This window comes from Nicoliella sp. ESL1120 (genome assembly GCF_058508515.1).
In genome coordinates this window covers 360,318-372,758 of sequence record NZ_CP196384.1, presented here as the reverse complement: position 1 = coordinate 372,758, position 12,441 = coordinate 360,318, and the positions used below count along the sequence as shown (strand labels likewise).

Below are 12,441 nucleotides of genomic sequence, written 5' to 3'. Positions count from 1 at the left end.
TTTTTTATTAAATAATACACTTATACATTTTTAATTTTATCACATAATGAACAATTGTGTATACAACACGAAAAGACCTTAATAAAAAATTGACTGCTCAATTGAACTAAATTAGCATTAGTTAAAAAAGGACCATATAAAACATAAAAAGTTACATAATAACGTAGAATCCGTCATTATGTAACCTTTAAATTTAAAATTATTCAAATGAAATTTATCTGTAAACCATTCCACCATCAACTAAGATTGATTGGCCAGTGATGTAGTTGGAATCTTCGCTAGCTAAAAATGAAACTAAGTTTGAAACATCGCTAGGTTCTGATAAGCGTTTCATTGAAATGTTCTTAGCGAATTGCTCCATTCCCCATGATTCTGGCTTCCCAGCTTCCTTAGCAACACTCTTAGCAATATCTTCCATCATTGGTGTTTTCACAATTCCTGGACAGTAAGCATTTACCGTAATTCCACGTTCTGCTAATTCCTTAGATGCAGTTTGGGTAATCCCCCGAATTGCAAACTTAGTAGAACCATATACAGTTAAATTAGGGTTCCCCTCTTGTCCAGCTTGAGAAGATCCATTAATGACCTTTCCGCCGTGACCAAGCTCCTTAAATGCTTGAATGGCCGCCTGGGTTCCCCAGATTACACCACCAACATTAATCTTGAATGTAAATTCAAGGTCTTCAGGAGTAACATCTTCAATTGGACTTGATGGGGCAACCCCTGCATTATTAACAATCACATTAAAATCACCAAAATGCTCCTTGGTTTGTTTAACAGCGTCGAAAACTTCATCACGGTTAGCAACGTCAGCCTTTACAGCAAATGCTTCACCACCAGCTTGATTTAATTCATCAGCAACTGCTTGCACCTTATCCAAGTGCCGTCCAACTAGTGAAACAGCAAAGCCATCATTGCTTAATCTTTCAGCAATCGACTTCCCAATTCCCTGTCCAGCACCTGTAACTAGCGCTACTTTTTTATTTGTCATAATTAAAAGTCCTCCTAAGGATATTTATTAAAATATGACTGTATTATATGCGGATTTAAATGGCTTGTTAAACGTTTTGAAGCGTGCTTGAGCATTTCTTAATAAATGCGGTCCTTCTTTGCTGAGTATCAGACTTTTTATCTAAGTCTCCTAAAATCGCCTTATGCGTTAGCTTAATTCCACAGAAGCCTAAAATAAAATGCTTCCATCTACTAATCACTCCACCATATAATCCATAAAAGAAAGCGGGCGCATGCGAGGTAACGAAGAGTGATGCCGTTTTATCGCTCAATAGCTTGACCGTTTTGCCCTTATCGTCATATCGATAACCGAATCCAGGTGTAAATACACGATCGACCCATCCCTTTAGAACAGATGGCTCAGCGGACCACCAAACTGGAAAGAAAAACGCTAAGTGATCTGCTTGCTTAATCAGTTCCTGCATTCTGTTCGGATACGATTCATCTTCCATGTGTTTACGATAACCATAACGCAATACTGGATCAAATTGATCACTTGATAAGTCAACTAAGGTAACTTTAATGCCCTGTTGCTTAGCAGTTTCATAATATTGAAGCGCATTGGCATGTGATAGTGATTTTGCATCTGGGCTCCCTTGAATTACTAATAAGTTCATTTAATTTGAACCTCCACAATTACTTAATTTATTAGCTATATTTTACAGGATTAGTTTAATTAATCAAGATACTATTACTCATATAGTAGCGTTTTTCCAGTAATTTAGTGGCTGTTTTTATTTCTGCTAATGGGCTAACTAAAAAATTAGTATGGTGAGATGTAACAACTAGTTTATAACCATTTCGCAATCCATCAATTAACGTTTTTATTAGTTCGTGAATTTCTGCTTCTCTGGATGTAATTGCTGGTATTTGCCAAGTGCTAGCTACATCGCCAATAATCAAATGCCGATCAATATTATTAACAGCAACAAAATCTCTAGGACCATAGATATCCGAAACAAATTGTAACATATATACTTGTTCGTTCATTATAACCATACCTCCCCTCTAATTATTAAATACGCAAAAAGCAGCCCTTCTGATTTTTCAAAAAGGCTGCTTTTTTAGCATTAATTAATATTTTTTCAGAGCTTCAGCAATTGAATCCTTTTCAGATTCAACTAGTGCAACTTTAGTTTCGATTGACTTGATATCCATTTTAATTTCTCGAGTTAACCCAGGAGTGTTGACCTTAGGTTCAAAGAAGTTCTTGAATTCAGTTAATCTTTGCGCAGTATGGAAAACCCGCGTTGTGACAGTGATGAAACTCGTAAATTCCATGTCGCCACCAACGGTATCTTCAAGCCATTGCCATTCATTTCTAACCCAATCCCATGCAAACTGTTGGCCCTTATTATTAGCTAACGTTCCATAGTACCAAGCTCTTAAATCTTGGGGCTTAACGGTATTACTATCCTCAAACTTGTCGACTAGTTCCTTGATCAATTCAACGCTATTGACCTTCGTGATCGCATAGGTTAAATCACTCTTGTAACTAGCATCAGAGGTTTTACGATACTCATTTAACAACTGATCAAATAGTTGCTTGCTTTCGTAATTTTCTACTTCATTAGCAAGAACTAATGCCCGAATATCAGCAGAAACACTCCCTAAATCATTGCTATTTTCAACAAATATTTTATGAGCTGCTCGAATGGAGTTTTCATTCTTACCATAAAGAGAAGCACTTAAAACCGTCGGGCGGACCAATTGATCATCGTTTGATTCATTTGCTTGTGGGAGCCAACCTAATCGATTTACTTGATCACCACTTAGCTTATTAAAGAATTTCCGCAGGTGTTTTTCTGATTCAGAATCAGGAACAACAAATTCTTTGAACTTAGTTGCTAAGCGATAGATTCCATTAACAACGACTGCAGATTGGGTATTGGCAAATTTGGATAGTACCGAAAATACAGAGGCATACTTAACTTGACTCGCTTCCGATAATAATCGTAAATCTTGTAGGATTTGCATTTGATCGATATCATCTAGATCATCAGCACTGCTTAAAACATCATTTAGTAATGCATCGTCGTACTTAACAATAAAGTGGGAATTATTGCCAACGTTCAGTCGGAATGGTTCACCAGCTTGTTCACGTAATTCTGCATAGTCACCTAAGACTAATTTCTCATCAGCAAAAATAGTTGGCACTACATCATAGTTACTATTTAATGGAATTTCCCATAGTCTTCCCTTATCAACCCCATCACCAATGAAAAATTGCTTTTGAGTCAAGGTCAATTGCCCATTAACTACCGATGCGTTAACCACTGGATAGCCAGGTTGTTCCAACCATGTCTTCATAATCTTAGCTAGATCGATTCCTGATGCTTTACCTAGCGCATTCCAAAGGTCATCACCCTTAGCATTTCCGTACTTGTGAGCAGCAAAGTAAGCCTTTAAACCGGTCCGTAAGGCATCATCACCAACTAGCGCCCGAGCCATCACTAACATCCGAGCTCCCTTGGCATAAACGATGGCTGGATCAAATAAGGCATCGATTTCAGCTGGATGACTAACTTCAACGTGAACTGATTGAACACCATCAGTTGCATCCCGTTGTAAGGCAGCTGGAACATCAGAAGTTTGGAAGCTTTCCCAAATGTTCCATTTTGGCTCGATCGCATCAATGGCTACATATTCCATCATGTTCGCAAAGCTTTCGTTCAACCAGAGATCATCCCACCATTGCATCGTTACTAAGTCACCGAACCATTGGTGAGCTAACTCATGTGCGATCACGGTTGCGACCAACTGCTTAGTGGAAAGGGCTGTATTATCTGGGTCCAATAATAAGTATGCTTCTCGATAGGTAACCAAACCCCAATTTTCCATTGCTCCAGCAGAAAAATCAGGTAATGCCAATTGCCAAGAATGAGGAAGTGGGTATGGGGTTTGATAGAAGTCTTCAAAAAATTCGATCGAACGTTTTGCAATATCAACAGCAAAGTCCAATTCCTTTGGCTGGTGAGCTTTAGTAGCAAACACCCCAATTTTAACGCCGCTCTTGGTTTCAGCATATTTACTCTGTAAGTCCCCGAAGCCGAATGCAACTAAATAGGTAGCCATCCGCACAGTTTCCTTAAAGTAATGCACACCATCTTCTTCTTTTTCTTCAGGCATGTTGCTGATCACCGTTTCACCTGGTTGTTCATCAAACTTAATCGCAATCTTAAAGGTTGCTTTAGCCTCTGGTTCATCCACACATGGGAATGCTTGACGTGCAAAGTTAGTTTCAAATTGAGTGCCGACTAATTGCTTTTTTACCCCGTCAACTTCGTAATATGAAGGGTATATTCCCATCATCGTATCAGTTAGTGGCGCAGTATATTCAATCATAATGCTATTATTACCAGTACTTGGTAATTCGAAGTTAATTAATTCAGCGTCATTATCAACGCTAAAATCAATTTCGCTACCATCAACAGTAACAGTAGCTACGTTCAAATCCTTTTGATGAACTGCAACTGCCTTTTGCTTGGCATCAGCAATTATCGTTGTCTTTCCACTAATTAACTTTTTGCCTCGATCTACATTAATGAATAGATCATAATGTTTAGGTTGTAAAATCGGGTACAGTCTTTTAAATTCACTCATTATGATTCTCCTTTAAATCGTTTTATTATTTAAGTTTCATTTATTTATTATAATATTCTAATTATACAAGTTTGTAAACAATCATTCCATTTTTATATCTTACACTAACTAATTTGATTGTTAATAATTTTTTGTAATAAATCTTCATTATTCAAAGAATACAGATGAATCCTATCAACCCCATTTTGCTTCAATTCTAAGATCTGCTGATTCGTAAACTTCAGACCCGCCCGAGCAAATTCTGATTGATCATCAATCTTCAAAATATTAGCCAAGCTTTGTGGAACCGCCACATGTGTTAATGAAATCATTTTACTAACTTGTTCACGATTCAAAACTGGCAATACCCCAACTCTAATCGGTACCGTAATGCCGATTGATCGGGTCTGTTTTATAAAGGCAAATAAACGATGGTTATCAAAGCCAATCTGTGTGACCAACTCAATGCAGCCTGCGTTGATCTTAAATTTAAGGTTTTTAATATCAGTAGTTAAATCGAAAGCTTCATAGTGGCCCTCTGGATAACAGGCTCCCCACATCTTCATTTCTGGATGAATTGCCTTGATAAAAGCAATGAGATCACTAGCATGCGGAAAAACATTTGGTGATTGCTTATTAGCAATGTCATCCCCGCGTAAAATCAACGCACGGTTAATGTTAATATTGATCAGCTTTTCAATCATTAATCGAATGGTCGTCCGTGTTTGATAACGACCAGTAATGTGCGTAACTACTGGAATTTTAAGTTGATTTTGAATTTGATCAGCAAACGTAAACCAATTTGCAGATTGCTGATTTCCACCCGCGTTAAATGGAATAAATACAGCAGCGGGATTGATTCTGCGAAGTAATTCTAAATTACGCTGATTGATCGATGGCGATGGACTTGCCTGAATTTCCAACGTCAGATTAGATCTGGAAACGATGCTCATAATTGTTACCATCCTTAATTCAATTTATTAATCATATTTTACAACAATAAATAAAAGAAGCCCAACGAACAACCTGTGGTTGAACGCTGGGCTCCGTTTAGGATAGAGTTATCAATAAATTTAAGAAAGGAATATTCATTATAATCTATGTCTAATATTAGGAAGAATGGAATTTTAGTAATTTCTATAAAACTTAAAACATTTACTAGGTTCGATAACTATCCATTCCTATTATAAAATTAAACATTCAAATATGTCAACAATAATATTCGGTATCCCTAAAAGTTAAATGTTTCGAATTAGTAATTCATCATTAATCGTGAACTCGTTTCTTTGGTGCGAAAAAATTGTTGATATAAGCATTCGATTGCACGCTGATAATCATTATTATTAACCCCGAATACGACCTTGATATCAGTATTGGTTTGAATTACCTGTTGAACCCGAACCCCATTCGACTCCAGTAAATCAATCATTTTACCGACCAATCTTGGTCGACCATAGAATTCTTCAGAAACTACCGCAATCTTTGCCATTCCAGTCTTCACTTGAATATCATCTGGTTTTACATCAAATTTAATTCGATCGATGAGTTGATTGATTCTTTGTTCATCTAGGTGTCCTGATAACACAAAGTTAATTGAATCACCTGAAAGTGAGTAAGTTGATTTCAAATTGAATGCGCTGACTAGTTTAATTAAACTAATGATCGTATTAACATTATTTGAAAGTTGATATTTTTTGACCGTTAGGATGACTTGATTTTTTTTACCAGCGATTCCAGCAATTTCAGAACCAATTTCAGCCTTTGATTTATCAGTAACTACGAACGTCCCGCCTAAATTAGGCTGATTGGTGTTCATAATTCGAATTGGGATGTGCTTGACACGAACTGGTTGAATAGCTTCCTCGTTAAATACTTTGACCCCCAAATATGACAACTCCTGTAACTCATCATACGACAGAACATCAATTTTGGCGGGATCATTAACGATCCTAGGGTCAACAGCTAAGATTCCATTAGTATCAGTCCAATTTTCATAACATTGAGCATTAACTAAGTTGGCAACGATCGCTCCAGAGGTATCACCACCACCACGTGGCAATAGTGAAATCACTCCACTTGGATCGACACCGTAAAATCCAGGGATCACACAGTGGTTCAATCCCTTGGCCAGTGCCATTAGTCGTTGCTTCGATGCATCGTAATTGACTTTGCCATCAACTAAGACCAAAAAATCAGCCGAGTCAATAAATGGCCATCCCAAGTAGCTAGCGAGTAATTTAGCAGTTAAGTATTCACCCCGTGACACTAGTTGTGCATAGGTCATTTTTTGAATATTTTTAGAAATGTTAAGCCATTCATCATGAATGGGTAAATCTAATTTTAACGCATTAACGATCGATTCAATTCGGTTCCAAACATCATCCAAAGCCGCGGAGTAATCTTGATGTGATTGAACTAGGTCATAGATCGCAATCAACTGGTCAGTTAATTTAACTGGGTTGTTAGTTCCCTTCCCAGCCGCACTAACAACGGCAATTCTTCTTTGTGGATCTTGATTTAAAATGTTGCGGACCTTTTTGAACTGATCTGCATTTGCCATGGAACTTCCACCAAACTTAGCAACAATCATTATTCAACACCTCCGGATACCCGTGCCATAAACGCTTCACTATCTGATGGTAATACCTGCTTCATAATTGAATGCATTGAATCGGCATCAATATCAATAACCTTGTGGTATTCTCCATCATCTTTAACTTGCCAGTCACTAGTTAACTGTTTAAATTCATCGGATGTGGTTCTTACAATGTAAGTGCCCCGTTCTGAATCATTCTTCAATTGGAGTGACTTCTCAAATGTTCTTTCTAAGTGTTTCACTTGGCCGTTAATATCTAGAATATCTTGAACCACTGCATGCCCCGTTGGCATCATCCCAGCTCCCTGACCAATGAAGCCAAGGTCACCGATCGATTCACCATGGAAACTAGCGTAATTGAAGTTATCATTGATACTAGCCTCTACATTCCCCTGTTTGTACAATACAGGTTCGATCACGTAGCTAAAGCTATCGTTTGCTAACTTACTACGGCCGATCAACTTAACGACTAGCCCTAATTTTTTAAAGTATTCAATGTCTTGCGCCTTGATCGTCCGAATCCCAAACTTAGGAAGGTTATCATCTGGATGCACCAAGATGTCATAAGCAACATCCACACTAATACAAAGCTTGTTTTCAATGTCATATCCATCGATATCGGCACTCGGATCAGCTTCGGCATAGCCGAGGTCTTGGGCTTGCTTTAAAACGGATTCAAATGATGCTCCAGTCTTAGTCATTTGATCTAAGATAAAGTTACTAGTACCGTTAAAAATCCCATGTACAGAATCAACTGGATCAATTCTTAAGGCCCGTTCTAGGTTAACGATCCAAGGAATCCCACCACCGACACTGGCTTCAAAACGAAATTGCACGCCATTGTCCCTTGCAACTTGCTTGAACTCTTCCATATATCTAGCTACCACCGCTTTATTTGCAGTCACAACGTTTTTATGGTGTTTTAACGCCTGTTCGATCATCGTATGGGCTGGTTCAATTCCACCTAATACTTCTACCACTGTTTCGACACTGTCATCGTTTAAAATTACATTATAATCAGAAACTAATTTGGCACCTTGGTTAACTTTATCTGCTCGAACGAAGATATGGGAAACATGGAGATCTGCTGTCATCGACATGGGATTGGCACCTTCAATAATTTTATTGATTCCTGTTCCAACGGTTCCTAATCCTAAAATCGCAATATTCATAAAACACAGCCTCCTAAATTATGTAATTGTGTATATTTTTCATAAACACTTGTTTTTTATTTAAAAACATATTATCATGGTTATAAATCAAATGCAAGTATATGGAGGAATAAAAGTTATGGCAGATCAATACATAAGTACACGAAATGGTGATATCAGAATCAATGCAAAGGAAGCGATCATCAAGGGCTTTTCCGATGATAAGGGGTTGTTCGTACTCCCTGACTTGGCTGATAAAAAAATCGACTTAGCTTCATTAATCAAAAAGGATTACCAAGGAATGGCAGCGGAAGTGCTTAAAGTGTTACTCCCCGACTTTACTAATGAAGAAATCGAAAAATGTTTGCACAACGCTTACGATCATTCTTTCAGTACTCCTTTGATCACACCAGTCAAAGATGTTGACGACTTTCATGTTTTAGAGTTGTTCCACGGTCCTACTAGCGCATTCAAAGACGTTGGTTTACAACTATTGCCAGAATTAATGCGGACGGCCCTTACTCCTGAACAACGGGTCATGATCCTGGCAGCAACTAGTGGTGACACTGGAACTGCCGCACTAGCCGGGTTCAAGGATACCGATCAAATGGGCATTAGCGTATTCTTCCCTGATGGCGGGGTTAGCCCAATTCAAAAACAACAAATGTTAACCACTAAGGGAAATAATACCAATGTGGCTGCCATTAATGGTAACTTTGATGATGCCCAAACTAACGTGAAAAAGATTTTCAACGATGAACAACTTAAGGCTAAATTAGGTTCACACATCAGCCTTTCTAGCGCTAATTCAATTAATATCGGCCGCTTGATCCCTCAAATCGTTTACTACTTTAATGCATATAAACAATTGGTTGCAAACGGAAGTGTTGAATTTGGCAAGCCAATTAGTTTCACCGTTCCAACTGGAAACTTTGGGGATGTGCTTGCTGGATATTACGCCAAACTACTGGGACTCCCAGTCAAGAAACTAGTGGTAGCATGTAACTCGAACAAAGTGTTAGCTGACTTCTTTGAAAACGGGGTCTATGACCGTAACCGACCATTCTTTAAGACGGTTGCCCCAAGTATGGATATTCAAATCTCTAGCAACTTTGAAAGATTGCTCTTCTACAAGAGCGGTGAAAACTCAAAGGCCATCAAAAAATTAATGGATGAACTAGAAACGACCGGAAAGTATCAGGTCAGCAAAGAAATACTAGCTTCAATCCAAGCCGACTTTGAGTGTGGTTATAGTGATGATGCCCAAATCGAAAAATCGATCAAGGATGTTTTTGAACAATACCACTATTTAATGGATCCACACACTGCATCTGGATACTCTGTAATGAGAAACGCCCAGGCTAAGGATAAGGATACCCCAATGGTCTTACTAAGTACTGCTAGCCCTTATAAATTCGTTGATGCGGTCGCAGATGCAATTATTGGCCACCACGAAGAAGATGCGATTAAGACCACTCGTGCCATCTATGATTTTACTCACGTAGTAGTTCCAGAAAACTTAGCAAAAGTTTGGTCACTACCCGAAGATAAGGCCCCAGTGATCGATCCTAGCCAAATGGCAGAATTTGTTTACAACCGTTCAATGGAGGTGTTTCAAAATGATTAAAATTTCAGTTCCAGCCACCAGTGCTAACTTAGCCGTGGGATTTGATTGCATTGGAATCGCGGTTACGATGCATTCTAGTTTTGCATTTAGCGCAAATGATTCCAGCCATCTTATGATCACTGGATGCCCCACTGCATTTCAAAATGAAGATAACTTAGTCTACCGAGCATTTAAAGCTGTTTGTGAATATTTAGACCAACCCGTTCCAGACATTCAAATTGCAATTCAAAGTGAAGTTCCTGTTTCAAGGGGACTCGGTAGTTCTGCGGTATGTATCGTTGGTGGACTAGCAGGTGCCAACCAATGGTTTGACAACCCGCTCACTAATGAGCAACTTTTAGAAATTGCTACTGAAATGGAAGGACACCCAGATAATGTTGCACCAGCAATCTATGGTGGACTTTGCATGGCATTTGTTGATTCTAACTCCCAAGTTCAAGTTGTAAGATATCCCGTTAGTGATAAATTTAATTTCACTGCCATCATTCCCAACTTTAAAATTAGCACAGCCGATGCTAGAAACGTATTGCCAAAGCAGATGAGTTATGCTGACGTTACGCATCAAGTTAGCCATAGCTTATTGATGACCCATGCAATTGGGACTGGTGATCTTAATCAACTGCGTGAAGCCATGGATGATCGAATGCATGAACCATTTCGTAAAAAGCTAATTCCACACTTTGCTGATGTTGAGTCCATCTGCAAAGACCAAAATGCAGTATTATACGTTAGTGGTAGTGGCTCAACGATGATGGCGATTACCGATGACTATAAAAAGCAGCGCCATTTAATTTCTGAAATTAGTGAAGACTTTCCAGAATGGACCGCTAAAGCAGTTCAAGTTGATAATCATGGTGTAATGAGCGAGGTGTTCCAAAATCGATAAATATTACGTTATTGATCAATCATTACTCCCAGAAACGTTTGGGAAGGTAATTAAAGCACGGCATTTATTGGATATTGGCAAGGTAAAAAAAATTAGTGAAGCTGTAAAAGAAGTCGGCATTAGCCGCGGCAGCTATTATAAGTATAAGGATCTAGTATATGAAGCTAATAACTCCTCTTGGGATCGAAAAGCCTTAATTTCCTTCATGTTAGATAACCAAAGCGGCCTGTTATCTAAGGTTTTAGCAACTATTTCTAAAAGTGAAGCTAGTATTCTTACAATTAACCAAAACATTCCAATCCACAATGTCGCCAGCGTCGTTATTTCGTTAGATTTAACACACATGCACCATACGATCGATGAATTACTATTCAATATTAAAAAAATCGATGGTACCAGTAAAGTGAATCTATTATCAATTGAATAGTTACAAAAAATAGGGAATTGGCATCCATGCCAACTCCCTATTTTAATAAATAATTACTGTAAAAAATCATTACCGACAAATACGTAAGCGCCAAAACTGAAATTAAATAAAACAACTCTTCAGCAGGGCCACCAGTTTGATAAAAATACCATTTCGAGCGACGACTTCCAGATCTCCGATACTTTTTATAAGAGTCCTTAATCGTCATTGGATAAAACCAATGAACGCCCTGTTTTGAAAAGCTATCTTCTATTAAATGAAGGATATATCCAGCAAAAACGGCCCAATAGAAAACCCGTTGAAAATTAATGGCCGCAAAATTAGCTTCCATTAGTTTAAAAACTGGCAAATAATGAGCAGCCGCCCCCATCAATATCACTGCCCAAATACTATGAGTCCAAGTTCGATGCTTTTGAATTGCAAATATGAATCCAAATACCCCAAAAAAACGATTTATTCTGGTGTTCTTTACATCAATGTCAGGCATTTGAGCGCCAATCCAGACCCCCAAGACACTAATTATTTCAACTGAAATCGGTTGATTAGTAAAATATAACCCACCAATTACTAGTGCCTCTGAAGCGGCGATATGCGTTCTACGCAGTGCCATCGCTTTTTCATCTCTTCCTAGTCCTCAGAATATAGCGCCTCTACTAGTTCTGGTTCCATTTTTTCAGGTTTAGTAATTGGTGCATAACGCTTAATCAACTTTCCATCACGACCAATCAAGAACTTGGTGTAGTTCCACTTGATCCGACCATGACCGGACTCTTCCTTAAGGTAAGCAAACAAATCGTTTTGATCGCTACCGTTAACTTGAACAGTCTTGGTCATTGGGAACGTCACACCATAGTGCATTTGGCAATATTCATTAATTTCTTTATCATCGGAAAGTTCTTGTTTAAATTGGTTAGAGGGAAATCCTAAAATCTCAAGGCCATCTTGATGGTATTTTTTATATAGGGATTCCAAATCTTCAAGTTGACCAGCTAATCCACATTTACTTGCCGTATTAACAATGATCATCACTTTACCCTTGTATTTGCTGAGTGGCAATTCTTGGCCACTCATTTCAACTTCAGTAAAATCATAAATTGAACTCATCAAATAACACCCTTTCATTTTTAATAATAATTAATATTATTACATAATAATATTTTG

Annotated in this window: 12 protein-coding genes; 3 read left to right on the top strand and 9 right to left on the bottom strand. The window is 38.1% G+C overall.

From position 1 onward, the window contains the following. Positions 1-214: 214 nt before the first annotated feature. From ACSYTE_RS08700 to ACSYTE_RS08670, 7 genes are all read right to left on the bottom strand, one after another. Entirely contained in the window at positions 215-991 is a 777-nt protein-coding gene (locus ACSYTE_RS08700; protein ID WP_491717665.1) for a (S)-acetoin forming diacetyl reductase, read from the bottom strand. A 67-nt stretch (positions 992-1,058) separates the two neighbouring features. Continuing rightward, entirely contained in the window at positions 1,059-1,628 is a 570-nt protein-coding gene (locus tag ACSYTE_RS08695; RefSeq protein WP_491717664.1) for an NAD(P)H-dependent oxidoreductase, read from the bottom strand. Between the two features lie 55 nt (positions 1,629-1,683). Further along, entirely contained in the window at positions 1,684-2,001 is a 318-nt protein-coding gene (locus ACSYTE_RS08690; RefSeq protein ID WP_491717663.1) for a hypothetical protein, read from the bottom strand. An 84-nt stretch (positions 2,002-2,085) separates the two neighbouring features. Next, on the bottom strand, positions 2,086-4,614 hold the full coding sequence (locus ACSYTE_RS08685; protein WP_491717662.1) for a M1 family metallopeptidase: 2,529 nt from the start codon (positions 4,612-4,614) through the stop codon (positions 2,086-2,088). 104 nt (positions 4,615-4,718) lie between these two features. Continuing rightward, complete coding sequence (locus ACSYTE_RS08680) at positions 4,719-5,546, bottom strand: methylenetetrahydrofolate reductase (protein ID WP_491717661.1); 828 nt, start codon at positions 5,544-5,546, stop codon at positions 4,719-4,721. 299 nt (positions 5,547-5,845) lie between these two features. Beyond that, a complete protein-coding gene (locus ACSYTE_RS08675; protein ID WP_491717660.1) occupies positions 5,846-7,183 on the bottom strand; it encodes an aspartate kinase in 1,338 nt (445 codons plus the stop codon). Beyond that, on the bottom strand, positions 7,183-8,361 hold the full coding sequence (locus tag ACSYTE_RS08670) for a homoserine dehydrogenase (protein ID WP_491717659.1): 1,179 nt from the start codon (positions 8,359-8,361) through the stop codon (positions 7,183-7,185). The genes ACSYTE_RS08675 and ACSYTE_RS08670 overlap by 1 nt, the downstream gene beginning before the upstream one ends. A gap of 118 nt (positions 8,362-8,479) precedes the next feature. Here ACSYTE_RS08670 and thrC point away from each other — a divergent pair, with 118 nt between their 5' ends. The 3 genes from thrC to ACSYTE_RS08655 are packed head-to-tail and all read left to right on the top strand — an operon-like array spanning position 8,480 to position 11,280. Continuing rightward, positions 8,480-9,967 carry a threonine synthase gene (gene thrC / locus ACSYTE_RS08665; protein ID WP_491717658.1) on the top strand — a complete coding sequence of 496 codons (1,488 nt, stop codon included), beginning with the start codon at positions 8,480-8,482 and terminating at the stop codon, positions 9,965-9,967. Then, the gene (gene thrB, locus ACSYTE_RS08660) at positions 9,960-10,853 is read left to right on the top strand and encodes a homoserine kinase (RefSeq protein WP_491717657.1); all 894 of its coding nucleotides are present in this window, start codon (positions 9,960-9,962) and stop codon (positions 10,851-10,853) included. The genes thrC and thrB overlap by 8 nt, the downstream gene beginning before the upstream one ends. Beyond that, positions 10,846-11,280, top strand: coding sequence for an ACT domain-containing protein (locus ACSYTE_RS08655; RefSeq protein WP_491717679.1), 435 nt, complete (start codon positions 10,846-10,848; stop codon positions 11,278-11,280). Before thrB ends, ACSYTE_RS08655 begins: the two co-directional genes overlap by 8 nt. A gap of 37 nt (positions 11,281-11,317) precedes the next feature. On the opposite strand, the gene ACSYTE_RS08650 is transcribed toward ACSYTE_RS08655, so the two are convergent. Then, positions 11,318-11,890 (bottom strand): metal-dependent hydrolase, encoded by a 573-nt coding sequence (locus tag ACSYTE_RS08650; protein ID WP_491717656.1) that lies wholly within the window; start codon positions 11,888-11,890, stop codon positions 11,318-11,320. 17 nt (positions 11,891-11,907) lie between these two features. Continuing rightward, positions 11,908-12,384 (bottom strand): glutathione peroxidase, encoded by a 477-nt coding sequence (locus ACSYTE_RS08645; RefSeq protein WP_491717654.1) that lies wholly within the window; start codon positions 12,382-12,384, stop codon positions 11,908-11,910. Positions 12,385-12,441: the final 57 nt, after the last annotated feature.

Bases quoted from the DNA above. Each gene is read 5' to 3' on its own strand.
- ACSYTE_RS08675 (WP_491717660.1), bottom strand. From the start codon at position 7,183: ATGATTGTTGCTAAGTTTGGTGGAAGTTCCATGGCAAATGCAGATCAG.
- ACSYTE_RS08680 (WP_491717661.1), bottom strand. From the start codon at position 5,546: ATGAGCATCGTTTCCAGATCTAATCTGACGTTGGAAATTCAGGCAAGT.
- thrC (WP_491717658.1), top strand. From the start codon at position 8,480: ATGGCAGATCAATACATAAGTACACGAAATGGTGATATCAGAATCAAT.
- ACSYTE_RS08685 (WP_491717662.1), bottom strand. From the start codon at position 4,614: ATGAGTGAATTTAAAAGACTGTACCCGATTTTACAACCTAAACATTAT.
- ACSYTE_RS08700 (WP_491717665.1), bottom strand. From the start codon at position 991: ATGACAAATAAAAAAGTAGCGCTAGTTACAGGTGCTGGACAGGGAATT.
- thrB (WP_491717657.1), top strand. From the start codon at position 9,960: ATGATTAAAATTTCAGTTCCAGCCACCAGTGCTAACTTAGCCGTGGGA.
- ACSYTE_RS08695 (WP_491717664.1), bottom strand. From the start codon at position 1,628: ATGAACTTATTAGTAATTCAAGGGAGCCCAGATGCAAAATCACTATCA.
- ACSYTE_RS08670 (WP_491717659.1), bottom strand. From the start codon at position 8,361: ATGAATATTGCGATTTTAGGATTAGGAACCGTTGGAACAGGAATCAAT.
- ACSYTE_RS08645 (WP_491717654.1), bottom strand. From the start codon at position 12,384: ATGAGTTCAATTTATGATTTTACTGAAGTTGAAATGAGTGGCCAAGAA.
- ACSYTE_RS08650 (WP_491717656.1), bottom strand. From the start codon at position 11,890: ATGGCACTGCGTAGAACGCATATCGCCGCTTCAGAGGCACTAGTAATT.
- ACSYTE_RS08690 (WP_491717663.1), bottom strand. From the start codon at position 2,001: ATGAACGAACAAGTATATATGTTACAATTTGTTTCGGATATCTATGGT.